The 25,407-nt window shown below is 30.7% G+C and carries 26 protein-coding genes; 20 read left to right on the forward strand and 6 right to left on the reverse strand.

All coding sequences use genetic code 11. From position 1 onward, the window contains the following. Nucleotide 1: 1 nt before the first annotated feature. From ACFWU4_RS07535 to ACFWU4_RS07615, 17 genes are read left to right on the forward strand one after another with little or no spacing between them, the layout of a single operon-like run. A complete protein-coding gene (locus ACFWU4_RS07535; RefSeq protein ID WP_411126412.1) occupies nucleotides 2-1,024 on the forward strand; it encodes a glycosyltransferase family 2 protein in 1,023 nt (340 codons plus the stop codon). A gap of 3 nt (nucleotides 1,025-1,027) precedes the next feature. Continuing rightward, a complete protein-coding gene (locus tag ACFWU4_RS07540; RefSeq protein ID WP_411126414.1) occupies nucleotides 1,028-1,828 on the forward strand; it encodes a hypothetical protein in 801 nt (266 codons plus the stop codon). 26 nt (nucleotides 1,829-1,854) lie between these two features. Continuing rightward, nucleotides 1,855-2,526 carry a CatB-related O-acetyltransferase gene (locus tag ACFWU4_RS07545; protein WP_411126416.1) on the forward strand — a complete coding sequence of 224 codons (672 nt, stop codon included), beginning with the start codon at nucleotides 1,855-1,857 and terminating at the stop codon, nucleotides 2,524-2,526. 48 nt (nucleotides 2,527-2,574) lie between these two features. Continuing rightward, complete coding sequence (locus tag ACFWU4_RS07550; protein WP_411126418.1) at nucleotides 2,575-3,405, forward strand: glycosyltransferase family 2 protein; 831 nt, start codon at nucleotides 2,575-2,577, stop codon at nucleotides 3,403-3,405. Next, nucleotides 3,402-4,559, forward strand: coding sequence for a glycosyltransferase family 4 protein (locus tag ACFWU4_RS07555; RefSeq protein ID WP_411126420.1), 1,158 nt, complete (start codon nucleotides 3,402-3,404; stop codon nucleotides 4,557-4,559). The genes ACFWU4_RS07550 and ACFWU4_RS07555 overlap by 4 nt, the downstream gene beginning before the upstream one ends. 55 nt (nucleotides 4,560-4,614) lie before the next feature. Continuing rightward, complete coding sequence (locus tag ACFWU4_RS07560) at nucleotides 4,615-5,739, forward strand: glycosyltransferase family 4 protein (protein ID WP_411126422.1); 1,125 nt, start codon at nucleotides 4,615-4,617, stop codon at nucleotides 5,737-5,739. A gap of 5 nt (nucleotides 5,740-5,744) precedes the next feature. Further along, complete coding sequence (locus ACFWU4_RS07565) at nucleotides 5,745-6,740, forward strand: glycosyltransferase family 2 protein (RefSeq protein WP_411126424.1); 996 nt, start codon at nucleotides 5,745-5,747, stop codon at nucleotides 6,738-6,740. Next, entirely contained in the window at nucleotides 6,740-7,408 is a 669-nt protein-coding gene (locus ACFWU4_RS07570) for a cytidylyltransferase domain-containing protein (protein ID WP_411126426.1), read from the forward strand. Before ACFWU4_RS07565 ends, ACFWU4_RS07570 begins: the two co-directional genes overlap by 1 nt. Then, nucleotides 7,401-8,450: an N-acetylneuraminate synthase family protein gene (locus ACFWU4_RS07575; protein WP_411126428.1), complete on the forward strand. Its 1,050-nt coding sequence runs from the start codon at nucleotides 7,401-7,403 to the stop codon at nucleotides 8,448-8,450. Before ACFWU4_RS07570 ends, ACFWU4_RS07575 begins: the two co-directional genes overlap by 8 nt. A gap of 17 nt (nucleotides 8,451-8,467) precedes the next feature. Beyond that, nucleotides 8,468-9,589, forward strand: coding sequence for a UDP-N-acetylglucosamine 2-epimerase (gene neuC / locus ACFWU4_RS07580; RefSeq protein WP_411126430.1), 1,122 nt, complete (start codon nucleotides 8,468-8,470; stop codon nucleotides 9,587-9,589). Continuing rightward, nucleotides 9,579-10,967 carry a hypothetical protein gene (locus ACFWU4_RS07585; protein WP_411126432.1) on the forward strand — a complete coding sequence of 463 codons (1,389 nt, stop codon included), beginning with the start codon at nucleotides 9,579-9,581 and terminating at the stop codon, nucleotides 10,965-10,967. The genes neuC and ACFWU4_RS07585 overlap by 11 nt, the downstream gene beginning before the upstream one ends. After that, the gene (locus ACFWU4_RS07590; RefSeq protein WP_411126434.1) at nucleotides 10,967-12,118 is read left to right on the forward strand and encodes a glycosyltransferase family 4 protein; all 1,152 of its coding nucleotides are present in this window, start codon (nucleotides 10,967-10,969) and stop codon (nucleotides 12,116-12,118) included. The genes ACFWU4_RS07585 and ACFWU4_RS07590 overlap by 1 nt, the downstream gene beginning before the upstream one ends. Nucleotides 12,119-12,125: 7 nt before the next feature. Next, nucleotides 12,126-13,265: a glycosyltransferase gene (locus tag ACFWU4_RS07595; protein WP_411126436.1), complete on the forward strand. Its 1,140-nt coding sequence runs from the start codon at nucleotides 12,126-12,128 to the stop codon at nucleotides 13,263-13,265. Beyond that, nucleotides 13,265-14,344 (forward strand): glycosyltransferase, encoded by a 1,080-nt coding sequence (locus tag ACFWU4_RS07600; protein ID WP_411126438.1) that lies wholly within the window; start codon nucleotides 13,265-13,267, stop codon nucleotides 14,342-14,344. Before ACFWU4_RS07595 ends, ACFWU4_RS07600 begins: the two co-directional genes overlap by 1 nt. A gap of 10 nt (nucleotides 14,345-14,354) precedes the next feature. Continuing rightward, on the forward strand, nucleotides 14,355-15,716 hold the full coding sequence (locus ACFWU4_RS07605; protein ID WP_411126440.1) for an O-antigen ligase family protein: 1,362 nt from the start codon (nucleotides 14,355-14,357) through the stop codon (nucleotides 15,714-15,716). After that, a complete protein-coding gene (locus tag ACFWU4_RS07610) occupies nucleotides 15,664-16,671 on the forward strand; it encodes a glycosyltransferase family 4 protein (RefSeq protein WP_411126442.1) in 1,008 nt (335 codons plus the stop codon). The genes ACFWU4_RS07605 and ACFWU4_RS07610 overlap by 53 nt, the downstream gene beginning before the upstream one ends. Before the next feature lie 57 nt (nucleotides 16,672-16,728). Continuing rightward, entirely contained in the window at nucleotides 16,729-18,123 is a 1,395-nt protein-coding gene (locus ACFWU4_RS07615; protein ID WP_411126444.1) for an exopolysaccharide biosynthesis polyprenyl glycosylphosphotransferase, read from the forward strand. A gap of 4 nt (nucleotides 18,124-18,127) precedes the next feature. Here ACFWU4_RS07615 and ACFWU4_RS07620 read toward each other — a convergent pair whose 3' ends face one another. Both ACFWU4_RS07620 and ACFWU4_RS07625 read right to left on the reverse strand, forming a co-directional pair. Continuing rightward, the gene (locus ACFWU4_RS07620) at nucleotides 18,128-19,297 is read right to left on the reverse strand and encodes a DUF4105 domain-containing protein (protein WP_411126446.1); all 1,170 of its coding nucleotides are present in this window, start codon (nucleotides 19,295-19,297) and stop codon (nucleotides 18,128-18,130) included. Nucleotides 19,298-19,302: 5 nt separating this feature from the next. Next, nucleotides 19,303-20,373, reverse strand: coding sequence for a PorV/PorQ family protein (locus ACFWU4_RS07625; protein WP_411126448.1), 1,071 nt, complete (start codon nucleotides 20,371-20,373; stop codon nucleotides 19,303-19,305). Between the two features lie 144 nt (nucleotides 20,374-20,517). Here ACFWU4_RS07625 and ACFWU4_RS07630 point away from each other — a divergent pair, with 144 nt between their 5' ends. The 3 genes from ACFWU4_RS07630 to ACFWU4_RS07640 are packed head-to-tail and all read left to right on the forward strand — an operon-like array spanning nucleotide 20,518 to nucleotide 22,417. Continuing rightward, nucleotides 20,518-21,279: a CDP-alcohol phosphatidyltransferase family protein gene (locus ACFWU4_RS07630; RefSeq protein WP_411126450.1), complete on the forward strand. Its 762-nt coding sequence runs from the start codon at nucleotides 20,518-20,520 to the stop codon at nucleotides 21,277-21,279. A gap of 18 nt (nucleotides 21,280-21,297) precedes the next feature. Continuing rightward, nucleotides 21,298-22,125 carry a TerC family protein gene (locus ACFWU4_RS07635; protein WP_411126452.1) on the forward strand — a complete coding sequence of 276 codons (828 nt, stop codon included), beginning with the start codon at nucleotides 21,298-21,300 and terminating at the stop codon, nucleotides 22,123-22,125. A gap of 1 nt (nucleotide 22,126) precedes the next feature. Further along, complete coding sequence (locus ACFWU4_RS07640) at nucleotides 22,127-22,417, forward strand: hypothetical protein (RefSeq protein ID WP_411126453.1); 291 nt, start codon at nucleotides 22,127-22,129, stop codon at nucleotides 22,415-22,417. Nucleotides 22,418-22,434: 17 nt separating this feature from the next. On the opposite strand, the gene lptB is transcribed toward ACFWU4_RS07640, so the two are convergent. The 4 genes from lptB to ACFWU4_RS07660 form a co-directional block, all read right to left on the reverse strand. Then, a complete protein-coding gene (lptB, locus tag ACFWU4_RS07645; protein ID WP_411126455.1) occupies nucleotides 22,435-23,175 on the reverse strand; it encodes an LPS export ABC transporter ATP-binding protein in 741 nt (246 codons plus the stop codon). A gap of 73 nt (nucleotides 23,176-23,248) precedes the next feature. Then, the gene (locus ACFWU4_RS07650) at nucleotides 23,249-23,596 is read right to left on the reverse strand and encodes a carboxymuconolactone decarboxylase family protein (protein WP_411126457.1); all 348 of its coding nucleotides are present in this window, start codon (nucleotides 23,594-23,596) and stop codon (nucleotides 23,249-23,251) included. Then, the gene (gene tatC, locus ACFWU4_RS07655) at nucleotides 23,589-24,413 is read right to left on the reverse strand and encodes a twin-arginine translocase subunit TatC (RefSeq protein ID WP_411126459.1); all 825 of its coding nucleotides are present in this window, start codon (nucleotides 24,411-24,413) and stop codon (nucleotides 23,589-23,591) included. The genes ACFWU4_RS07650 and tatC overlap by 8 nt, the downstream gene beginning before the upstream one ends. Next, nucleotides 24,413-25,378, reverse strand: a complete 966-nt coding sequence (locus tag ACFWU4_RS07660) for an SIS domain-containing protein (RefSeq protein ID WP_411126461.1) — start codon at nucleotides 25,376-25,378, stop codon at nucleotides 24,413-24,415. The genes tatC and ACFWU4_RS07660 overlap by 1 nt, the downstream gene beginning before the upstream one ends. Between the last annotated feature and the right edge of the window lie 29 nt (nucleotides 25,379-25,407).

A 25,407-nucleotide genomic window follows, 5' to 3' on the forward strand; every position in this document is an offset into this window, starting at 1 on the left:
AATGAGCAAAGGACTAGTTTCTGTAATTATACCGACTTTTAATCGTGCTGCTATTATTAGGGAGACGTTAGATAGTCTAATTGCTCAAACCTATGAGAGATGGGAATGTTTAATTATCGATGATGGTAGTACTGACGATTTAGAGTTACTCGTGGCAAAATACACTCAAAGAGATAACCGATTTAGGTTTTATAAAAGGCCTAAAGAGAAGCAAAAAGGTGCAAATGCATGTCGTAACTATGGTTTTGAGAAATCTAATGGCGAGTTTGTTAATTGGTTTGACAGTGATGATATAATGCATCCAGATTTTTTAAAACTAAGAATTAAAACATTAGTCAAAGATGCTACTTTAGATTTTTGTTGCTGTGTTTATTCAACCTTTACTGATCATTCTGATAGAGCCAATCTAGGTAACAAGGCAATTCATCCTTTAATTTATCAGTCTCATAATTATATCGAAGATTATTTGCTAAATGGCTTATCTTTTATAACCGACTCAGTAGTATGGAAAAGGAAATTTTTAGATGATAAAACTCTTTTTGATGAGGGCATGTTTAGAGCACAAGAGTGGGATTTTCATTTTAGAATGCTTACTCATAATCCGAAATATATCTATTTAAAAGATGTTTTATTTTATTTAAGACGTGGAAATGAAAGCATAACTAAAAATGCTAAAAAATCTATAAAAGCGCAGAAGTCCATATTTAAATTTTTTAATAATGCCTTTAATTTTGTTGCAGCGAGTGATCTTAATAATAAAGAAAAATTAAAGCAATATATTTTTTACCGACAAGCAGCCAATTACTATGCGTTGAGCCTTTTAATTACTGACTGGACATCAAGGTTGAAGGTAATATTTAATTATGGCCTTTATGTATTTAAATATAGTTTTACATCTAAAACTAATCTGATATTAAAATTACGTTTATTTTTAGGGGTATTTATATTATTGTTTTTCAAAAAGGGATATCGTTTTTTTTACTACCCTCAGTTTGATTTTAGGTCTTACACAAAAAAAGCATGAGTCATGATAACTAAAATAAAAAGACGAATTAAAAGAGTTATTAAAAACCCAAATAAGCTTTATCAAAGTAATGTTGAGTTAAAAAGAACTTTGTCTGGTTATAAACAAGCCGTTGTTTTAGGTTCATCTTCGTCTATTAATAAATTAAATGTTTCTTTATTTTCTGATGATTTAGTCATTTCTGTTGGAAATTTTTTTGAGCATCCAAATATTGATAATATAAAACCTAAGATTCATGTTTTTGCAGCATCACACGCTCCAATTACCAGAGAAGTTTTAGAATCATGGTGGCAAAGGTGTGATAAGATTCTGCCAAAAGAAACACCACTATTAATTGAGAAGAGAGACAAGTTGGTAGCCGAGTCAGTTTTTACAGATAGAAAAATTTATTATTATTCCTATGGAGGCAACGTTCCTGTAGATTTTACAAAACCTATTATGTCGCCATGGAGTGTAACCATCGTGGCATTGCAGTTGGCTATTTATTGTGAAGTTCCTAAAACAGGAATATTGGGAGTTAATCACGATTGGCAATGCCTGCAACCTTACACGCATTTTTATGACCATAATAAACCGTCACTAGAGTACTACTTGCATAGAGCAGGTATTGAGATTTCTTACGAAAAACAAAAGCAACCATTTCCCAAAGAGCGTCTTTATAGGGAATACGAGTTATATCAGCAGTACGAATTGTTAAAAAGAGAATCGGAACGACTAGGTTTAAAAATATATAATTATGATCCTTTCTCTCATTTCGATGTGTTTTCATTTGAGAAAAAGAATGATATGATAAAGTCTAATTAATTTTTACAAACTAATTAATCAAAACAATGTTTTTTAGAAAAATTATCAAAAGAGTTCTTGGGTTTTGTGTACCAGAGTTAAAACCTATATTATCTCATAAAGTTGAACTTAAAAGTTTAGAGAACGAAGCTTTAAGAAGTGAAATTGATGAATTTTCTAAAATATATGCACCATTTAGAATTATTGAGACCAAAATAGGAAAAGGAACTTATTTGTCTTCCAATTCTAAAATTTCTAAAACAGAAATAGGTAAATTTTGCTCAATTGGTCCTAATTTTCTTTGCGGATGGGGTTTACATCCAACAAATGGAATATCTACTAGTCCTTATTTTTATAGTACATCAAAGCAGAACGGGTCAACTATTTCTAAAGAAAACCTTTTTGAGGAAAGAAAGAACATTTATATAGGTAATGATACTTTTATTGGAGCCAATGTAACGATATTAGATGGTGTTAAAATTGGCAATGGTGTTGTTATTGGTGCTGGTTCCATTGTTTCAAAGGATATTCCTGATTTTGCTATAGCTTATGGAAGTCCAATTGAAATTAAAAAATATAGATTTACAGAGCGTCAGCGTAAGGACTTAAAGAAAATAGAGTGGTGGAATTTTAGTGATATAGACCTTAAAAATGTTAACACCTATTTTTACAATATTGACGCCTTTATAGAAAAATATAAAGGTCAGGACCCCTTATAATAGATTCAGAATTTGATAATTTTTTAGACACACATGCAAACTTTTTTATTGTCCATTATTACTATTAATTATAACGATTCAGTTGGTTTAATGAAGACTATGGAGAGTGTTCAGTTGCAATCTTATCGTGATTTTGAGCATGTTATAATTGATGGTGATTCAAACGATAATAGTCTAGAGGTCATTAAATCTTTTAATTACGATAATCTTAACTATATCAGTGAGCCTGATTCTGGTATTTATAATGCTATGAACAAGGGTATTGCAAAAGCTAAGGGAAAGTTTTTATTGTTTTTGAATAGTGGTGATATTTTAGAAAATAATAATGTTATATCTAATGTTATACCATATTTAAGCAAGGACTATTCTGTATTGGCAGGTGATATAATTTTTAATGAAGACGAAGGCATGCGTTTACGAGAGCACCCAGAGCAATTGTATTTCTCATATCTTGTAGGTAATGCAATATCCCATCCATCTACATTTATAAAAAATTCACTTTTTAATACATATGGTAATTATAATGAAAATCTTAAGATTGTATCTGATTGGGCTTTCTTTTTAAAAGTTTTAGGTCTTAATAATGAAACCTATTTTAGGTTACCCTTAACAATTTCCATTTTTGATACCAAAGGTGTTTCATCAAGAGAAGAAAACTTTAGTGAGGTATATAAGGAACGTCATTTAGTCTTAGAATCTTATTTTCCAAGGATATTTAATAATGAGAATGATACTTATGTTTTTAATAAGTTTATAAGTAAAAACAAGCGATTTAAATATTTGAAAGTTATTGATTCTTCTCCATTTTTTAGAAAATTAGCAACACTTCAATTAGGTATAAGTGCAAGATTAATACGTTTTTTTAGCTCAAAAGAATGAGGAAGAGATTGTTAATCATTGGACCTTTAAGCGATATTGGAGGTAGGGAATTAGAAACGGGTTTTATTGCTGAAACGCTTTCAGATGATTATGATGTTAAAATACTATCAACAGGAAATCTAACATCTAATTCTCAAATTTTTGATTTTGTTTCTGCCAAAGAAGTTATAACACTAAATGAAAAAATTGCTAAAGAAAGTATTTGGTTTAAAACTCTAGCCTTTTTTAGTTATATAAAGGCATGTAGAAAAGAGCCTTTTATTAATTATGTAAGTAACAATCTCGCAAAAAAAACAGGCTATAGAAAATTTGCTATAACACAAATTATTAATGAATTAGATAAAGTTGATATTGTGGTTTTATGTGCTCAGATAAGTAGTAATTACGTTAAGGAGATCGCAGAGTACGCTTATTCTAAACATAAGAAAATTGTTTTAAGAACGTCCACCACAATAAACGAAAATGAGGTTTTAGTTAGAGCTTGGTTAAGCTACATTGATTTGTTTATACATCACTCTTCATCTAATGCTAAGCGATTATCTACACTCAATAATCATAACTATCAGTTAATAGATCAATGTACATTTAGGGAGTCAGAAATGCTTAATATTGAACCAGCAAAAATATTTAAATCGCTGTTGTATATAGGTAGACTTGCTCCAGAAAAAGGGATAAATGAATTGATTGATGTTTTTACAAGACAGCACCATAATTTAAAATTAACCATTATTGGTGATGGCGAATTAAGAGATGTTATTGAAAAGAAGATTTTAGGCTATGACAATATTCAATTATTAGGATATTTAGATCAAGTTAAAATAGTTGAACAAATAAGTTTAGTAGATACTATAATAATACCATCATATGAAGAATCTGGGCCATTGGTAGCTTTAGAAGCAATGGCTTCTGCTCGCTTAATTATTTCTACTAAAGTTGGGGCAATGGAAGATAGATTAAAAGACGGATTAAATCAATTTTGGTTTAATATAAATGACGAAGCTTCATTTAGGCAAATTATAGATAGAATAATAAAAATGGAAACAGATACCATTTTAAAAATCACTAAGCAAAATAGAGCGATCTATATGAGAAATTATCAGCAGAAAGAAATTAGAAGTCAGTATAAAAAGGCTATTTTTAACCTGATTAATTAAGCATTAAATTCTTAGTTTTGTTTACTTAATCTTAAGAAGTCTATCAAAATAATTAATGAAAGTAGAAGTAATTTTAATATCAGAGTTACCCTTGCCATTCTCTAAAATTGCAAGTTGGACCAATATGTATAATCATTTATTAAATAAAGATAAGCACCAATTTGATTACATAATATGTCCAGAAGTTAAAACTGAAGCTAAGAATGTTTCATATGCATTCTTAAGAAAAGTCTCTATGGTAGACCGTGTAAAGAATAAATTACCATCTAAAAGTATACATGTAAATTATTTAGAAGCACTAGAAAAAATAATAAAACCTAATAGAAAATATATACTGCAAATTGTCGACAATAGCGGTGTTGTGGTACCAATCCATAATTACATAAGTGAAAAGTATAAAAGAGAGGATTTTTATATTCAATATTATTTTCAAGGTTTCGCACCAATAGTATCGCGTAAAAGAGGTAAACAGTTCTTGTATGCTATTAATGAGTTTTTCTTTTTAACACATGCATCTTATAAGGAATATTTAAATTTCTATGATGACTGCCCTTTTAAAGTAAGGGTTATGAATAATGCCATAGATTTAAATAAATTTAAAAGAATTACAGAACAGCAAAAAAACCAATTTAGAAATGAAATAGGTTTATTAGAAGGAGATTTTGTTTTTATGTGGTGTTCACAAGATCGACCTAAAAAAGGGCTACATGTTGTTTTAGATGCTTTTGCTAAAGTTTATAAAACCAATAAAAACGCCAAACTAATTATTGTTGGAGTTAATAGAGAAATAAATCAAGAAGGGGTTATTGTAATAGGGCGCGTTGAAAATCATCTTTTACCTAAATATTATCAAATGTCTGATGTATATCTATTTCCTTCCTTGTGGAAAGAAGGATTTGGTATTGTTTTGGCAGAAGCTATGCATTGTGGTTGTTATATTATTGCTTCAGATCAAGGAGGTATAAAGGAAGTCGTAGGTAATGGATTATATGGCACGCTTATAGAGTATCCAAATATTGTTAAGTATTGGGTAGATGCCATGCATATAGCTATACAAACCTGCAAAGAGGACGGAAACCCTTATATAGAGAATCTACCTAAAGGGCTTTACAGTCTAGAAAACTGGTGTTCTGATATAAATAATGTTATTATTGAGGCTAAAAATTGGCTTAAAAAATAGGACAGATGCGCGTAGGAATGAACCCTCAGAAACAATCTAAGAAGATAAAATTGCAATGTCAGCACAGGCTAATTATTGTTGTTTTTATACCGTCACTAGAAGGCTACTATACAAATGTCTTAGAAGTTTTTAAATTATGCTTAGATTCTGCTATAACAACAACAAATTCTAATTGTGCTATTACAGTGGTCAATAATGCATCTTGTAATGAGGTTTCTGAGTATTTAGAAGATAAATTAAATAGTGCTGTTGTAGACACAGTAATTCATCATCATAAAAATATCGGTAAAATCGATGCACTTATTGGTGCTGCGAGGGCTAGTAGAGAGCCAATTATTACAATTGCTGATGTCGATATATTATTTAAACAAGGTTGGCAAAACGAAACCGAAAACATATTTGCTCATATAAAAAATGTAGCCTCAGTATCACCAATACCTTGTAGAAATTTCAAAAATTATGAAACGTCATCAACATTAAATAAAATCTTGGTTGGTAATGTAAAGTTTCAATATCAGCCCATTCCAGAAAATTTTGATGCTCATAATAAATTCTTAGATAGTTTTCATTGGAAGTTAGAAACAGATGAACAGATTAAATGGCCAGTTATAGAGTATGATGGTGTTAAAGCTTTAGTTGGAAGTGGACATCAGATTTTGAGTATGCGACGTGAATTATTTTTTTCAACAGTGCCAGAAGAACCTTCATTAATTTTAGTTGGTAATAATTCAGAATTTTTATACTGTGACCAGCCAATTAATTATTCGGGTGGTATGCGTTTAGCAACTTATAATAATTATGCGTTTCATATGGGGAATACTGTTGAGAAATGGATGAGAGATGTTCAAAAAAACAATATATCTAATTCAGAAATTAGTAATGAAGGTTTTATGATTACAAACGTACCTGTTTTTATTCCAAAGGTTCCAAATAAGGCTTGGTATAGATTAAAGAAGCGAATTGTTCATAGATTATTCAACATGTTACATCCACAAAACTAATGGGTAAGACTATAGCTATAATACCAGCACGAGGAGGATCTAAGCGATTACCAAATAAAAATATTAAGATTTTTAATGGCATACCTCTCATAGCGCATTCCATAAATTATGCATTATCAAATTCTCATATTATAGACGACGTTTACGTATCAACCGATAGTGATATTATAAAAAAAATAGCAAATAATTATGGCGCAAAGGTTATTAATAGACCAGATAAATTGAGTGGTGACTCAGAACCTACAGTTACGGCTCTAAAACATGCCTTATCTTTTTTAGATAAAACTGTTGAGACAATAGTTTTATTGCAAGCTACGAATCCACTAAGACCAGAAAATTTACTATGTGAGGCTTTTAAAGCTTACAATACTAGTGATACAGATAGCTTATTTACCGTTAGTAGAGATCATAAAAAATTAGGGAAGATTAGTAATAATAAGTTTATTCCTTTCAATTATAATATAGGGCAAAGAAGCCAAGATTTAGAGCCCTTATATTTTGAAAACGGCCTTATATATATTACATCAGTGTCGTTAATAAAAAAGGATGTTATATTTAATGAAATGTCACATCCCTTTATAGTAAATCATAAATTTGCAGGAATTGATATCGATACTCAAGAAGATTTTGATTATGCAGAATACATTTTAAAAAATTATAATGAGTAGTAATCCTTACATAGAAATATCTGGAAGAAAAATTGGTAGAGATTTTCCGCCCATAGTAATTGCAGAAATAGGTATTAATCACGAAGGCTCCATTGAAGTAGCTAAAGAAATGGTAGATGCGGCGCATAGAGCAGGTGCGGAAATAGTAAAACACCAAACGCATATTGTTGAAGACGAAATGAGTAAAGCTGCCAAAGAAGTAATACCTGGTAATGCAGATATATCTATCTATGATATAATGGAGCGTTGTGCTTTGGATGAAGCTGATGAGTTAGAACTAAAAACTTATGTAGAAAGTAAGGGTATGATCTTTATTTCTACTCCATTTTCTAGGGCAGCCTCAGAGCGTTTAGAGCGCTTTAATGTGCCAGCCTATAAGATTGGTTCAGGTGAGTGTAATAATTACCCTTTATTAGACCATATTGCTAAGTTTGGAAAACCTGTTATTATGAGTACTGGTATGAATACTATTGAAAGTGTTCGTAAAGCAGTAGCAGTATTTAAATCACACAACACACCAGTCGCACTTTTACATACTACAAATTTGTATCCAACACCAACACATTTAGTACGTTATGGCGCTATGATGGAATTGCATCAAGCCTTTCCCGACCAAGTCTTTGGGCTTAGTGACCATACATTAAATAATAATGCATGCTTAGGTTCAGTAGCTTTAGGTGCATCTATTTTAGAACGCCATTTTACAGATCATATGAGTCGTAAAGGGCCCGATATTGTTTGTAGTATGGACGAAAATTCTTGTGCAGAACTTATTAAATCAAGTCAAGAAATTTGGACGATGCGAGGCGGTACAAAAGAACCAGCGAAAGAAGAAAAAGTAACCATAGACTTTGCCTTTGCAACCGTATGTACTATTAAGCCGATTAAAGTAGGTGATAAACTTACAAAAGATAATATTTGGGTAAAGCGACCTGGTACTGGTAAAATTTTAGCAGAATATTTTAATGATGTTCTAGGTAAAACCAGTGTCCGAGATATAGAAGAAGGAGAACACTTAGATTATAAAGATTTCGAAAAATAGGAGCTTAAAAACTGAATATGCGTAAAATAGTTTTTCTTACAGGTACACGAGCAGATTTTGGTAAAATAAAAGCGCTGATTCAAAGTATAGAAAATCATCGAGATTTTGAGCCTCATATCTTCGTTACAGGCATGCACCTTATGCACGAATATGGTTATACTTTAATAGAAGTTGAACGTTGTGGTTTTGATACTATTGAAACATTTAATAACCACACGGATGAGGCTACGATGGATTTAACCTTAGCTAAAACTATTAATGGTTTTTCTGAATATATAAAGAGGATTAATCCAGATTTAATTGTAGTACATGGCGATAGAGTAGAAGCCTTAGCTGGTGCAATTGTAGGTAGCTTAAATAACATCTTGGTTGCACATATAGAAGGAGGAGAATTATCTGGTACTATAGACGAATTGATAAGGCATTCGGTATCTAAATTATGTCATATCCATTATACTTCCAATGATGATGCTAAAAAACGCTTAATCCAAATGGGAGAATTAGAAAACACAATTTATACAATTGGTTCTCCAGATGTCGATATTATGTTTTCAGATAATCTACCAGAATTACAAGAGGTAAAGAGATATTATCAAATTAATTTCGAAAATTATGGCTTGGCTATGTATCATCCTGTAACTACCGAAATTGATTCTATCTATGACAAAGCATTAAAGTTTGTTGACGGATTAATTGAAAGTGAAAAGAATTATGTAGTCATATATCCGAATAATGATTTAGGTAGTAAGCATATTCTAAAAGCTTATGAGAAGCTTAAAGATCACCCAAGATTTAAAGTTTATCCATCAGTAAGATTTGAGTATTTTTTGACCTTACTTAAGAATGCGAGCTTTATGATTGGTAATAGTAGTGCAGGTGTAAGAGAGGCTCCATATTATGGTGTGCCAACCATAAATATAGGAAATAGACAAATGAACAGGGCGAGTTCTTCAGAAATAGTAAATATCAAGAGTGAAAAACTAGCAATTATCCAAGCAGTTAATAGCGCTAGAAAAATTAATTTAGATAAAAGTGATTCCTTTGGAAAAGGTAACAGCGCTAAATTATTTATTGATAGTTTAGAGTCTAATAATATCTGGAATATAAATCATCAGAAACAATTTAAGGATGCCTTTTAAAAAGCACATTTTGTTTTTAGTACCAGATGGTGTAGGGATTAAAAATTACCTCTATTCTAATATTATTTCTCATTTAAAAAAGGACACTAAAATTACAATATGGTCTCCATTGCCAAAAGATGCTTTTGATCATGTAAGAAAACTTCACAATATTGATTTTCACTTTGAGAATATTAATTTACAACCAGAAAATTTAAAAACTCGTTTATATCGAGAGGCAGCGTCTTACGCGCGATTAAAATATAATGCTACATTACAAAAAAATGCAACTATATTAACAAATTGGAGACGTCCAACATACAGTTTTAAAGTAAAACTATTATACCGTCTGGCAGAAGTTTTAGGTCATTCTATTTCCAAGAATTATAAAAATATATTAAGAACAGAAGAGAAAAGTAGAGAGAGTATTTCCAAAAACTTAATAGGTAAATACGTTTCTGATTTAGAAAATTTACAACTCACTTCAATTTTTATAACTCATCAACGTGTGGCAGGTTTAATGCCTATATGCATAGCCGCTAAACAATTAGGAATTAAGTCAACAACTGCTATTTTTTCTTGGGACAATTTGCCGAAGGCACGATTATGTGTAAAAACAGACAATTATTTAGTATGGTCTAAATGGATGAAAGAGGAAATGGAAACCTATTACCCAGAAATTCTAAAAGACCAAATAAAACTAGTTGGTACTCCACAGTTTGAATTTTATTTAGATAAAAAGCGCGTGTCATCTCGTGAGGAATTTGCAACTAAATATAATTTAGATATAAATAAAATATGGATTTGTTTTAGTGGTGATGATTATATAACATCTCCACACGATGAGCTATTTTTTAAAGATGTTGTAGAAGCATTATATCCATTAAAAGATAGTGTTCAAATTATTTTTAGAAGATGTCCTGTTGATTTTTCTTCAAGATATAATACTACTTTAGATACGTATAAAGATTTTGTTAAACCTATAGACCCTAAATGGAATGCTGAATCTAAAACAGGTTGGGTTGGTTATTTTCCTATGTATGACGATATTAATTTACAGGTTAATTTAGTAGCGCATTGTACTTTAGTAATTAATTTGGGTAGTACTATGGCGCATGATTTTACAACACATGGCAAGCCTTGTTTATATCTTAATTATAACCCTTCTCAAGATTCTAGTTGGAGTACTGATATTATTTATAAATTTCAACACTTTAGAAGTATGACGGGTTTAGATGCTGTAGGTTGGATTAACAAGAAAGAAGATATATACACTCTTGTATCTAAGACAATAGAAGAGCCAGAAACTATAGGAAAAGATAAATTAAACTGGATGAAAAAAGTAGTAATGCATCCTTTAGATCAAAGTTCAATTAACATAGCCAAAGCTATACAATAATGCATATTTGCTTTATAACAAATGAATATCCAAAACAAGGCTTTTCTCATGGAGGCATTGGTACGTTTGTAGCAACATTTGCTAAAAATTTAGTAGAGGGAGGACATAAAGTATCTGTTATAGGCATAAATAATTATACAAATCAAAATGAAGAAGAAACACATTGCGGTATTACAGTTTATAGACTAAAACCTAGGAAAGTAAAAGGATTAACTTGGTTCTTTAATAGCAAAACAATAACTAATAAAATAAATGAAATTGATGCAAATACTCCAATTGATATTGTTGAAACTACAGAATTAGGATTAGCATTTCTTTCTAAACTAAAATCGATAAAGTATATAATTAGATTACATGGTGGACATCATTTTTTTGCTGAGTCAGAAAAGAGAGGTATTAATAAATGGAAAGGCTTTCAAGAAAAGCGTTCATTTAAAAAATCTGATGGGTTTATAGCCGTTTCAAAATATGTAAAATCGCATACAGCTAAATACTTAAGTTATTATAACAAGCCTATTAAGATTATAAAAAATGCTATTGATTTAGAGATTTTTAGTCCAATTACTTCTATTAGAGTTAAAGAAAGCACACTACTATTTGCAGGTACAGTATGCGAAAAAAAAGGGATTACTCAACTGATTAAAGCGATGCCAAAAGTTTTAAAACATAATCCTGATATAGAGCTTTATATCTATGGCAGAGATTGGTTTTTTAAAGACGGACGGTCTTATATAGAATTCCTTAAAAAAGATATTATTCCTAATTTGAATATAAATGAAAATAGAATTCATTTTATGGGAACATTACCTTTGAGTGAATTAGCAAAAAAGTATGCGTCCGCAGAATGCTGCGTATTCCCTTCATTAATGGAAACACAGGGTTTAGTTGCTCCCGAAGCTATGGCAATGAATAAGTTAGTGATTTTTTCAGAATGTGGACCAGGACCAGAAACAATAATCCATAATAAAACAGGACTGCTATGCGATCCTTACGATGTTAATGATATCTCAGATAAAATAATTTGGGCGTTAAGTTATAAAGAGGAATCTAAAACAATTGCTAACTCAGGTAGAGCATTTGTTTTAAAAGAATTTAACCCGAAAAGAATAACTAAATTGAATATTGATTATTACAAGTCTGTACTAAATTGATTGAGTTTTGGCAATAAGGAAAAAAACATTAGCAATTTTTACGCTTGTAGAACATAAGCAAGTAGACAACCATTTTTATGGTTATGGACCTTATATTAGAGAGATGAATATTTGGGTTAAGAATTTTGATAATATATTAATTGTTGCACCCTTTACAGAATCTGAAGAATTAAATGCTATCGATTTACCTTATGAGCATCCAAATATAAACTTAGTTAAAGTAACTAGTTTTAATATTAAATCGTTTGTAAATGTTTTGAGCCTGCTTATAAAATTGCCAGTTATTATGATTAAGATATTTCGTGTAATGCAAAAATCTGATCATTTGCATTTTAGGTGTCCTAGCAATATTGCTGCATTAGCAGCTATTGCACAAGTGTTTTTTCCGAGCAAGTCTAAAACTGTTAAATATGCTGGTAATTGGAGTCCCGATAGCAGACAGCCTTTTGGGTACAGATTTCAAAAATGGCTTTTAAGTAATTCATTCTTTACAAAGAATAATAAAATTTTAGTTTATGGTAAATGGGATAATCAATCTAAATATGTCGTTCCATTTTATACGGCTACTTTTAGCGAATTAGATAAAATAGATTTTAGTAAACGCGAGTATTCAAAAAAGCTTAAGTTTATATTCTTAGGTGCTTTAGTTAAAGGTAAACGACCATTTCTTGTTATTAAAATCATAGAAGAATTAATTGAAAAAGGAATAAACCTAGAGTTGCATATGTTTGGTGATGGAATACTTGAAGTAGAATTGAAAAACTACATTAGTAATAATTCACTAAAAGATCATATAGTTTTGCACGGTAATAAAAGTATGGATATTGTAAAAGCGTATATCAAAGACTCACATTTTTCAATATTACCTTCAAAAAGTGAAGGCTGGCCAAAAGCACTTGCCGAGGGTATGTTTTATGGTGTTATACCAATATCAACTAACGTCTCGTGCATTTCTTGGATGTTAGATAATGGAAATAGAGGTATTTTAATAGAACCAAACCAGAGTAGAGCTGCAAAGGTTATAATAGATGAATTAGAGAAGGGTAATACTTATTTAAATGCAATGTCTCAGCAAGCGCAAAAATGGTCCGAAGGGTTCACAATAGAGCGTTTTCAAGGAGATATTAAAACTATTTTAGAAAGTTAGTGATAACAGTAATTCAAATTATAGATACTTTAGAAGCGGGAGGTGCAGAACGTTTGTCAGTAAATTATGCTAATGGACTTTGTAAGCTCGGTGTTGCATCACATCTTTGTGCAACTCGTTTTGAAGGTGTGCTAAAAGATACTATCAGTGATGAGGTAGATTATTTGTTTTTAAATCGAAAATCTACTTTAGACATTAGTGCAGTTTTTAGACTTAAGAATTATATAAGACGTAATGAAATTAATATTATTCATGCACACTCGTCTTCTTTTTTTTTGGCGACCTTAGTTAAAATTATTATACCTAAAGTAAAAATAATTTGGCATGACCATTATGGTAATAGCGAAAATAGTCAGAATAGGCCTAAAAAAGTTTTACGCTTTTGTTCTAGGTTATTTTCATACATTTTTAGTGTTAACTCTAAATTAAAAGAATGGTCAAAAATGAATCTTTTGTGTAACAATGTAGAGTGTATTAAGAATTTCCCTGTTTTAAAAGAACAACATTCAAACCTCACTAAGCTAAAAGGTATAGATGGAAAACGCATACTATGCCTTGCTAACCTTCGCGAACAAAAGAATCATTCCATGCTTTTGGAGGCTTTTAGTATTGTAAAAGTAAAGTATAAAGATTGGTCCTTGCATTGTGTGGGAAAAGATTTTAACGATGATTATTCTAATAGTTTTTTCAAAAAAATTGAAGAATTAAATCTTAAAGATGGGGTTCATTTTTATGATAGTAAGTCAGATATTTTAAATATCATGAAACAATGTGAGATTGGTGTACTTTCATCAAAGTCTGAAGGTTTACCCTTAGCCTTGTTAGAATATGGTATGGCTAAGTTACCTGTAGTGGTAACAAATGTTGGTAGTTGTGGTTTATTAATTAACGATGCTGATAATGGATATTTGATTGAAAACGGAGATGTAAATGCATTTGCAAAGTCAATCTTAGAATTTATTGGTAATGAAGATTATAGATTATCTTGCGCTAATAATTTCAGTAAAAAAGTTTCTGAGTTATATTCACAAGAAAGTATACTTTCAGATGTTGTAGGTATCTATAAAACAATTTTATAATCTTAGAATTTTGAATCTTAACTATCCTTCTAAAATTATTTTGCATATCGTAATTGGGATACTCTTGTATTTTGTAGCGTTCTTTTCTAAAATATTCTTTTTTGGAGTGATTATTTATTTTTTGGTTAATATTTTTTCATCATCTAAAGAGAAAAAGACGGTCGAAGTATTAAAAGCTTGTGCTTATATTGTTGGTGCTGAGGTATTATTTAGAATGACAAAGGCAGGTGTTTTTTATGAATCATCTAAATATTTGGTTATTTTTTTTATGCTTATTGGTATGTATTATAGAGGTCTCTCTAATAGATCTTATCCGTATTTGTTATTTCTATTTCTATTAATCCCATCTATTCTTGTAGCTTCAATGAACATAGGTTTAGATTCTAATTTAAGAACAAATATTGCTTTTGTTTTAAGTGGTCCGGTATGTTTAGGGATTGCTGCGTTGTATAGTTTCGATAAGAAAATAAGTTTAAAAGATTTAATTAATGTTTTACTGTTTTTAGGACTTCCCTTAGTTAGTTTAATTACATATTTATTTTTGTACACAGTAAGTTTAGAGGATATTTTTAGAGGAACTCAATCTAATTTTGCAGCTTCAGGCGGTTTTGGGCCAAACCAAGTTGCGACTGTTTTAGGTTTAGGAATGTTTGTTTTCTGTGTTAACTTCTTTCTTAACTCTAAAGAGACATTAGTAAAAGCAATTAATATTATTCTGTTTGGTATTATAAGTTTTAGAGGAATTATAACATTTAGTCGTGGAGGTGTAATTACAGCTATACTGATGATATTTTCTTTTTTAATTATAATCTATTATAAATCTAGTATTAGAAATAAGCGTATTATAGGTTCTTCATTTTTAGCCGTAATTTTAGCTTCGGCAGTAATTTGGGTTGTAAGTTCAAATCAAACAAGTGGTTTAATTGATAAACGCTATTCTAACCAAGATGCAAGCGGAAAATTAAAAGAAGATGTTTCTGCTGGTAGAGTAGATCTTTTCTTAGGGGAATTAGAAGGTTTTATAAGCGAACCATTTTTTGGTGTAGGTGCGAGTGGTATGAAAGAAAGGCGTTTACAAAGTTTAGGATATGTAGTAGCGACACATAATGAACTAAGTAGAATGCTATCTGAGCATGGTATGTTAGGTATAATAATGCTTTTAATTTTAATAATTGTGCCATTGACCTATAGAGTAAATAACAAGAGGAATTATTTTTTTTATGCCTTTTTAGTTTTTTGGTTTGCCACAATAAATCACTCTGCTATGAGAATTGCCGCGCCAGGTTTTATTTATGCTTTGGCGCTTTTAAATGTAACTTATGAAAAACGTCCTGTACATAGGCAACGCATTATCCAGCAAAGGAAAGACTAGAACAACTATAGATACGCTTGGTGGTAATTTAAAAGAGATTTGTTCTATAAAAATAGCCTCGAGTAAATCTAATAAAGTTCTTCGCTTATTAGATATGATTCTATTAGTGTTAAGAAATAGTTCTAAAACAGATTATGTTTTAATTGATACTTATAGTACTTCAAACTTCTATTTTGCTTTAATTATTAGTCAATTATGTAGAATTCTTAGAATACCATATATACCTATTTTACACGGTGGAAATCTTGAAAACAGATTAATACATAACCCAACATTGAGTGCTTTAATATTTAAAAATGCTTATAAATTAGTTGCTCCATCAAATTTTTTGGTTTCAATTATTTTGTCACACGGATTTAAGGCTGTCGAATTTATTCCTAATAGTATAGATATAGAAGATTATAAATTCTTAGATCATAAAATGGATGACCTAAGATTGCTTTGGGTCCGATCCTTTTCGGCAATATATAATCCAGCTTTAGCAGTTTTAGTACTAGAAAAATTGTGTAAAGATGGGTATAATGCGTCTTTAACTATGGTTGGTCCGGAGGTAGATGGTTCATTAGACGAAGTGAAAAAACTAGCAAATAGAGATAATTTAGATATTTCTTTTACGGGTAAACTATCAAAAAAAGAGTGGATTGAGTTATCTAAAAACCACAACATATTCATAAATACTACAAATTTTGATAATACTCCTGTCAGTGTAATTGAGGCAATGGCTCTTGGTTTGCCTGTTGTTTCGACAGATGTTGGTGGTATGCCTTTTTTAATTTCTCATGAGAAAAACGGTTTGTTAGTACCTAAAGAGAATGTTGAAGCTATGGTAAATGAAATTATTAGATTACAATCGGATGATAATATTCGGTTAAGTTTAATAAAGAATGCTCGTCATAAGGTTGAAAAATTTGATTGGAATGCAGTAAAGCCTAATTGGCAGAAGCTTTTGCAATGAAAATATTAAATTACACTAAAGACTTGTTATCTTTACCAAAAGCCGTTCCCCTAAAGAATGAAGCATAAGAAAGGTATACACTTTGAAGTATCAGAAAGAAAGGTACTTCTCCGTCTCATGGATTTAGTCATGGTTTTTGCTGGTGTTTACTGTTTAAATCTATTTTTTACATTTGATTATGTTTCAGTTAATCAAGAAAATACAGTAGAGCTAATACTTCTTCTATTATACATTACAGTTTTTGGGACAGTTTTTGAACTCTACGATCTTCAAAAAGCCAGTAAGTTAGATATCACTTTTAGAAATATAGTTTTAACGGCCTCTATTGTAGTATTATTTTATCTGTTAACTCCTTTTCTTGCTCCAATTCTGCCCGAAGAGCGGATGCAAATATTATATTTCTATTTAATAATTATTACATCGTTATTATTATGGAGAATAGTATATGTTAAACTCATTGAATCACCGCGCTTTTACAAACGTGTACTTTTAGTAGCTGAAGTTTCTAATTTAGAAAGTTTAATTGACGCCTTAGATAATTCAGATCCAAATTATAAAATCGTTGGGTTTATAAATAGTGAAAGCACAAGTGATTTATCAGTAAAATATAAAGGACTTAAAGAATACCAACCTGAAGATTTTCTTGAAATTTTGACTCGAGAAAATATATCTGAAGTATTGGTCGCCAATTTTAATATCGATGCCATGGTTTCAGAGGTGTATCATGATTTAATTTTATTAATGGAACGCGGTTTTAAAATAAGAGATTATACACAGGTTTATGAGGAGTTATTGCATAAAGTACCGATTCAGTTTGTAGGTAAGGATTTCTACAAATATTTTCCTTTTAGTAGAAGTAATGAAAATAAACTTTATATATTTTTTCAAAGAGCGTTCGATGTTATTATTGCGACTTTAGGCTTACTTGTCGGTATAATTTTATTACCCTTTTTATTAATAGGAAATACCATAGGAAATAGAGGTCCATTATTTTATACCCAAGAACGTGTTGGGAGAAACAGTGAGACATTCAACATTTTTAAGCTTAGAACGATGATTAGAAATGCTGAAAAAGACGGTGTTAAATGGGCAAAAAAAGATGATAATCGTGTTACATCATTCGGTAAATTTTTAAGACGTTCGCGTATAGATGAAATACCTCAATTTTATAATGTTTTAAAAGGTGATATGAGTGTAATAGGACCAAGACCAGAGCGCCCTTTTTTTGTTAACGAATTGTCTCGTATAATTCCTTTTTATGAAACAAGACATATTATTAAACCTGGTCTAACAGGATGGGCTCAGGTAAATACACGATATGGATCTTCGGTTGATGATAGTTTAATAAAGCTACAATACGATTTATACTACATAAAACACAGAAGTGTATTTTTAGATTTTAGTATTTCAATAAAAACATTAAGTACAATTTTATATTATAGAGGACAGTAATATCTTAATTTTTGCTGAAATGCCTAAGTATAAAAATATATCTAAGAAAGAAAGCGATTAATAATGGTATTAACCCTATTGCAAAATTCTGTACACCAATGAGCCAATGTAAGGTCATTAAACAAAGTAATATTATTAGAAACTTAAGATAGCCTTTAACCCAATTTTTCACCTTCTTTTTACTGAGTTGGTTAATTACAATAAGGTTTAAGGGAAAAGCCCATAGAAGATTGTAATTGTAACCCGTTGTTGTGTGGTCAGTGGCAAACCATAATAATAAAAGTAGTAAACCTATAATACCCGTTAAGCCAAACAATATTATATCTAACCATCTACTTCTTCGTCCGTTTCCATAATCTTTATAAGTGATAAAAAGGATTAAAACAGTAATTAAACTAAACACAACTAAGGGGCTCAATATAAAATCTAACTTAGCATTTTCTGGTTTTTTTTTATAAAGAATTGAGCTCTGTTTTACTAAATTCTTTTCTTTACCAATTTTAGCACTAGCAAAAAATGAATTTATATATTTTGGTAAAAACATATACTCATACGACTTCACATCTGTATCAATAATGGAGCCTAAGGCAATATCAATACCAAGACTTCCCCATGAATTCTGATTAACATGCTCATGAATTAAATTTCTAAAAGTTCTCACTTCAAAATCGTTAGGAGTATTGTAAGAAATTTTAGATGAAGTAGATATTTGAGTAATATCTCTAATTTTAGTTGCACAATTATTATAGAAGAAATCGTAAAGATATCGTCTATTTTTAGGTTTGTAATTGTGCTCTAGAAAGGAGAATAATTTTTGTTTTTCTTCAGTAGTTAAGTTTAAGACTTGTTCGCTTATAGATCGGTTATAACTACTGTAGTGGTAATAAATATCAGAAAATTTATGTCTACTGATAAGATAATTCAATTTACCTTGAGCAAATTTTAAATAAAAGTTAGGAGCATCAAAATCATATTCTCCGTAACCATAAACTATATCTATACCTAGGCTTTTATCGTTTACTCTAAACGCGTTATGACCAAATGCATCATTTAACGAATTTCCAGGGCCAAAGGTAAGAACAGAAATTTCTGTATTATCTGAAACTAACTTTTGCTGACCAAAGGTTAGAAAAGACACGAAGAGTATAAAAAGTAATGGTAGTTTTAGTTTCATAAATATTATCTAAATACACTAAAATCTATTTTTAACGAAAAAACATTAGAATATAATGCGGCACTTTGATCACCGATATCGGTAAATGCGTAATCTATCTGAATACCTTTATATTTAAAACCGACTCCAAAATTTGGTTGAAAAGTTAAATCTTCAGAATTATCTATTTGAATTTCATTCTGAAAATTACCAGCACCAGCTCTAAGAAATACTAAGTCAGTATAACCAAATTCAAAACCTAAAGCAGGATTAATACTTGCAAATGAGGTTGAAATAAGGTCGTTGTTTTGTTCAAATCTAAAGTTAAGATTTGCAGCAGCTAAGAATGAATAGTCATAATTAAAAATCCACTTTTTTGACATACCTATTTGTAATTTAGGTATCGTAATTTCTGTAGTTTCGGGTAATTCTTGATTCTGGCCTTCAATAGCACCACTAATTTGTTCAAACTTTTCTTCGTCAATTGCCCATGCGTTATATGTTGTGGATATATCTCTTGCCATTAAGCCAAACTTCCAACCAGAATTGTTTTCAAATTGAATACCTGCGTCTAAACCAAAACCCCAAGATGAAGCAAAATCTCCAATAATTCGTCTTATGATTTTTGCATTAACCCCAAAATTTAATCCATCTAATGGTAATTTACGAGCGTAGGAGAAGGTGAGGCCATAGTCAGCTGTTGAGAAGGTACTAATTCTGTCATAATTAATATTTCCTTGATCATCAATTAATTGTGTAGTATCTAAAATGTCATCAACACCAAATCTTATTAGAGAAATACCTACAGCACTTCTGTCATCTAAAGGCATGCCATAAGCAATATAATTGTAGTTGGCGATATTAGCAAAATAACTAGAATGCATTAAGGCTAACTGATTATCTTCAAGATGCACAAGTCCAGCAGGATTCCAATATCCTGAGTTAACATCACTTGTTTGTGATACAACAGCATTACTCATACCTAAAGCAGCAGCATCAACACCAATATTCATAAATTCATTCGAATATTTTCTCGTAGTCTGAGCTGTAACAGAAAGCGTAGCGAGTGTTAAGAGAATTACAATGTAATTTTTCAACAACAATTTTTTTACAAAGATGCACAATATTTTTCTATATAGTTAACTGCAAAAAAATGTTCTTATTGTTTTCTTTAGCACCTAATTGATAAAATATTAACAATTGCTCAAATACTTTTATATTTTTACAGAAACTAACTAACCATGAGTTTAAAGCGACATATTCCAAATATAGTCACGCTACTTAATTTATTTTGTGGCTGTATCGCGGTTATATTTGCGGTTTATGGCAATTTTTTAGTAGCTGCTTTTTTTGTCTTCTTAGGTATATTTTTCGATTTCTTTGATGGGTTATTAGCTCGTAAACTTAATGTACAGAGTCCTTTAGGTATTCAGTTAGATTCTTTGGCAGATTTAGTTACTAGTGGAGTAGTTCCTGGTATTATAATGTATAAATTGTTAGCGATGTCTATTCGCACTACTGATTTTTTAACTATAAATGAAGGATGGAGTTCTGTAGAGAAATGGTCATTTGGTAGTATCGAGAGTTTTATACCATTAATAGGATTATTTATTCCGTTAGCATCAGCATACCGTTTAGCTAAATTTAACTTAGATGAAGACCAGCAAACTTATTTTAAAGGACTGCCTGTTCCTGCCAATACCTTACTTATTTTGTCGCTGCCTTTAATTATGGCTTATCAGAACAATGATTATATAAACGCTCTTATTATTAATACGTGGTTTTTAATTGCTCTAACTTTAATAAGTTGCTACTTGCTTAATTCTAATATTAAATTATTTGCTCTAAAATTTAAAGATTGGAGTTTTAAGAACAATGCAGTCCGCTATGTATTTTTAGTTCTAACTATTGTATTACTTATTGTTTCGCGTTTTACTGCAATACCAATTATAATTGCATTATATATTACATTATCACTTTTGGATAAAAAGAATATTAATTAAATTAATTGAATAAAAATTATGGCTGAAGCTATTTTTACACTTTTAATGCTTGTAATGCTGCAAGCTGTTTTAGGTTTTGATAACTTACTTTACATATCTCTAGAGTCCAAGAAGGCACCTTTAGAAGACCAAAAACGTGTTAGAAAAGTAGGTATTTTAATAGCCATAGGACTTAGGATAGTATTGCTTTTTGTACTAGTATCTGTGATTGAATATTTTCAAGAACCATTTTCTTTTTTAACAGGTCATATCGATGACGTTTTAGATTTTGCTTTTAATGGTCATAGTATAATCGTTTTGATTGGTGGTGGGTTCATAATTTATACAGCACTTAAAGAAATATGGCATATGATTTCAATTAGTGATTTAAATCACGATGTTGAAGGAGGAGAAGTTTCTAAACGAAATAAATCTGCAAATGCAGCAATTGTAAGTATTGTTATAATGAATTTAGTATTTTCATTTGACTCTATTTTAGCGGCAATTGGTCTAACTAGTGAGATAGAAAATTCTACAACTGCATTTATTGTTATGGCTATTGCGATTGTGGTAAGTGGTTTATTAATGTTGCTTTTAGCTGACAGGATATCGACTTTTTTGGCAAAAAACAGGATGTATGAGGTTTTAGGACTTTTTATTTTGTTTATTGTGGGCATAATGTTAGTGACAGAAGGTGGTCATTTAGCACATTTGAAGATTTTTGGAAATGAAATTGTTCCAATGAGTAAGACGACGTTCTATTTTGTAATTGTTGTTCTAGTTATTGTCGACGTTGTACAAGGACGTTACCAAAAGAAAATAATAAAAGAAGAATTAATAGATAATTCAGAAGATAAAATTAATTAAAATGATTAAAAGAAAACGTAAACCATTTTTTAGAATATTCTTAATTCTTCTAGTAATTCAGTTGATTATCGTTTTAGTAGATCATTTTTTAGCTAATGGTAATGAACTTTTTTCGTCTATTACAGAACCGCTAATTACTTTAATTAGTTTTCCTATAAACTTAATAAGTCCAAGTTTGCCATTTTATTCTGGGGAAGGCCTACATATATCTCTATTGTTTTGGGGACTTAATGTGGCAATACAATCCGCAGCATTTTATGTATGCTTAAGAATGTTTAAAAGATTGAAATAATAAAGTTGAAGACTAGCTTAGAATTCTAACTTCTTTTTACGAAGCTCAAAATTTTGACCTAGATATACTTTACGTACCATCTCATCGCTGGCTAATTCTTCAGGTTTGCCGGCTTTAAGAATACCACCTTCAAACATTAAGTATGTTCTATCGGTAATGGCTAAAGTTTCTTGTACGTTATGATCGGTAATTAAAATTCCGATATTTTTCTTTGTAAGTTTTGCGATAATGCGCTGAATATCTTCGACCGCAACCGGATCTACGCCAGCAAAAGGCTCATCTAATAGAATGAAATTTGGATCTGTAGCAAGTGCTCTTGCGATTTCAGTTCTACGTCTTTCACCACCAGATAATAAATCGCCTCTATTTGTTCTAATATGGCCCAAACCAAATTCTTCAATAAGAGATTCCATTTTAGCCTGTTGTTCTTTCTTACTTAGTTTTGTAAGCTGTAAAACACTTAAAATGTTATCTTCTATACTCAATTTTCTAAAAACTGAAGCTTCTTGTGCTAAATAGCCAATACCGTTTTGAGCACGCTTATACATCGGATATTTAGTAATATTAGTGTCGTCTAAATAGATATTGCCGCCATTGGGTTTAATAATACCAACAATCATATAAAAAGAGGTCGTTTTACCAGCACCATTAGGTCCTAATAAACCAACAATCTCCCCTTGGTTAACTTCCAAAGAAACATCCTTTACTACTTTTCGTCCGCTGTAGGACTTCATCAAATGTTCTGCTCGTAGTTTCATAATACTGCTTAGAACGCTAAAAATAACAAAATCATATATATTCGATTATTCTAAAGCTTCTTTTATTAAAAGTTTAACCTTGATTTTCAAGTGCTTCCCAGTACTCATGTGCTCTTCTTAAATGCGGAATTACAATAGTACCTCCAATAAGTGTTGCGATACCCAAAGCTTCGCTAACTTCTGCTTTCGATAAGCCTTCATTATAAGAAGATTCTAGATGATATTTCACACAGTCATCACAACGAAGCACAGCAGAAGCTACTAAGCCAAGGAGCTCTTTTGTTTTTTTGTCTAATGCACCTTCTTGAAATGCATTAGTATCTAAATTAAAAATTCGTTTTATTACTTTATTATTATCAGCTAAAATCTTATCATTCATTTTAGCACGATAGTCATTAAACTCTTGGATTATATCAGACATTTTTTAATTTTCTTTTTTGATTTCTCACAACAGCGGCAGAAATATAGATACTTACTTGGTATAATATTAAAATTGGTATAGCAACTATGACCTGACTCGCAATATCTGGTGGTGTTATAACAGCAGAAAGAATCAACACAATTACTAAAGCATATTTTCTATATTTTCTTAAAAAATCTGGAGTAACTAAACCAATTTTAGTTAAAAAGTATATGACAATTGGTAATTCAAAAACAAAACCAGAGGCTATTGCAGAAGAACGCACAATTGCTATAACGGAACTAACATCAAACTCATTAGAAATTTGTTCGCTAATATTATAATTAGCTAAAAAGTTTATGGATAGAGGTGTGACTATATAATAACCAAAAGCAACTCCAATAAAAAATAGTAGAGAAGCGATAATTAGAAATCCTCTTGAACTTTTGCGCTCAGTTGATTTTAGACCAGGACTTATAAAACTCCATAATTGATAAATAACATATGGGAAAGCAATAATGAAACCAGCATAAATAGAAGTCCATACATGCGCGGAAAATTGCCCTGCAACGGTTCTGTTTTGAATCTTAAAAGGAAATTCATCAGCACAAAACGTTGTGTCATTAATACCTAAGAATTCTGAAACTCTACAGAGTCCTTCATAGGTTGGGAAATCCATACGTGTTGGCCCAAAAATAATAACATCAAAAACGAATTTGTAAAAAATCGCAGCAATTGTACCCGCAATTACAATACCTGCAGTTGCTCTTATTAAATGCCATCTTAAATCTTCAAGATGATCTAAAAATGACATTTCATCAATGTTCTTTTCTGCCATTATATAATACCTTCTTTTATTAAATCATGAAGATGAACTACGCCAGCATAATTACCCTTGTGTTCTACTAGTAATTGCGAAATCCCATGTGCTTCCATAACTTCTTTAGCATCAACAGCCATAGCATCTTCTGCTATGCGTCTCGGATTAGAGCTCATTATATCTTTTGCCTTCAAATTAGCAATAGTATTACTCTTACTTAGCATACGTCTTAAATCTCCATCGGTAATTATGCCTATTATTTTATCATTTTCAATAACAGCAGTAACGCCTAACATTTTTTCAGTAATTTCAACAATAACTTCTTTTAAGCTAGCTTCTAAGCCTACCTGAGGTTTTAAATTTTGGGATGATAAATCATTTACTCGCAAATACAGGCGCTTTCCTAAGGCACCACCAGGATGATATTTAGCAAAATCTTTGCTCGAAAACCCTCTTAATTCTAGTAAACAAACAGCCAATGCATCTCCCATTACCAGTTGTGCTGTGGTGCTTGTTGTTGGTGCTAAATTATTGGGACAAGCTTCTTGCGCTACATAAGTATTTAAAATATAATCGGCCTGTTGACCCAAAAATGAGTCCTTATTACCAGTTAGCGCTATCATCTTGTTTTTTGCATTCTTTATAAGCGGTACTAATACTTTAATTTCTGGAGTGTTGCCACTTTTAGAAATACAAATGACAACATCATCCTCTAGTATTAATCCTAAATCTCCATGTATGGCATCTGCGGCATGCATAAAAATAGCAGGTGTGCCTGTTGAGTTTAATGTGGCTACAATTTTATTTGCAATAATGGCACTTTTTCCAATTCCTGTAATAATAACTCTTCCTTTAGAATTATAAATCAATTCTACAGCATTCGAGAAGTCATCTGTTAGTAATTGAGACAAATGTGCAATAGCTTCGCTTTCTAATTGTATTGTACTTTTTGCAGTATTTATGATGGTTGGAGCGGTGTTCAAAACTAATTTTTTATTGTTTTCTTAGGTTT

Origin of the sequence: Winogradskyella sp. PE311 (assembly GCF_046545555.1) — a bacterium.
GTDB lineage: Bacteria > Bacteroidota > Bacteroidia > Flavobacteriales > Flavobacteriaceae > Winogradskyella.

Coding starts and splice junctions, on each gene's coding strand:
- ACFWU4_RS07535 (WP_411126412.1), top strand. CDS start 2: ATGAGCAAAGGACTAGTTTCTGTAATTATACCGACTTTTAATCGTGCT.
- tatC (WP_411126459.1), bottom strand. CDS start 24,413: ATGGCAGAAAAGAACATTGATGAAATGTCATTTTTAGATCATCTTGAA.
- ACFWU4_RS07590 (WP_411126434.1), top strand. CDS start 10,967: ATGCATATTTGCTTTATAACAAATGAATATCCAAAACAAGGCTTTTCT.
- ACFWU4_RS07560 (WP_411126422.1), top strand. CDS start 4,615: ATGAAAGTAGAAGTAATTTTAATATCAGAGTTACCCTTGCCATTCTCT.
- ACFWU4_RS07555 (WP_411126420.1), top strand. CDS start 3,402: ATGAGGAAGAGATTGTTAATCATTGGACCTTTAAGCGATATTGGAGGT.
- lptB (WP_411126455.1), bottom strand. CDS start 23,175: ATGAAACTACGAGCAGAACATTTGATGAAGTCCTACAGCGGACGAAAA.
- ACFWU4_RS07545 (WP_411126416.1), top strand. CDS start 1,855: ATGTTTTTTAGAAAAATTATCAAAAGAGTTCTTGGGTTTTGTGTACCA.
- ACFWU4_RS07610 (WP_411126442.1), top strand. CDS start 15,664: ATGAAAAACGTCCTGTACATAGGCAACGCATTATCCAGCAAAGGAAAG.
- ACFWU4_RS07585 (WP_411126432.1), top strand. CDS start 9,579: ATGCCTTTTAAAAAGCACATTTTGTTTTTAGTACCAGATGGTGTAGGG.
- ACFWU4_RS07540 (WP_411126414.1), top strand. CDS start 1,028: ATGATAACTAAAATAAAAAGACGAATTAAAAGAGTTATTAAAAACCCA.
- ACFWU4_RS07635 (WP_411126452.1), top strand. CDS start 21,298: ATGGCTGAAGCTATTTTTACACTTTTAATGCTTGTAATGCTGCAAGCT.
- ACFWU4_RS07640 (WP_411126453.1), top strand. CDS start 22,127: ATGATTAAAAGAAAACGTAAACCATTTTTTAGAATATTCTTAATTCTT.
- ACFWU4_RS07565 (WP_411126424.1), top strand. CDS start 5,745: ATGCGCGTAGGAATGAACCCTCAGAAACAATCTAAGAAGATAAAATTG.
- neuC (WP_411126430.1), top strand. CDS start 8,468: ATGCGTAAAATAGTTTTTCTTACAGGTACACGAGCAGATTTTGGTAAA.
- ACFWU4_RS07620 (WP_411126446.1), bottom strand. CDS start 19,297: ATGAAACTAAAACTACCATTACTTTTTATACTCTTCGTGTCTTTTCTA.
- ACFWU4_RS07630 (WP_411126450.1), top strand. CDS start 20,518: ATGAGTTTAAAGCGACATATTCCAAATATAGTCACGCTACTTAATTTA.
- ACFWU4_RS07575 (WP_411126428.1), top strand. CDS start 7,401: ATGAGTAGTAATCCTTACATAGAAATATCTGGAAGAAAAATTGGTAGA.
- ACFWU4_RS07615 (WP_411126444.1), top strand. CDS start 16,729: ATGAAGCATAAGAAAGGTATACACTTTGAAGTATCAGAAAGAAAGGTA.
- ACFWU4_RS07650 (WP_411126457.1), bottom strand. CDS start 23,596: ATGTCTGATATAATCCAAGAGTTTAATGACTATCGTGCTAAAATGAAT.
- ACFWU4_RS07570 (WP_411126426.1), top strand. CDS start 6,740: ATGGGTAAGACTATAGCTATAATACCAGCACGAGGAGGATCTAAGCGA.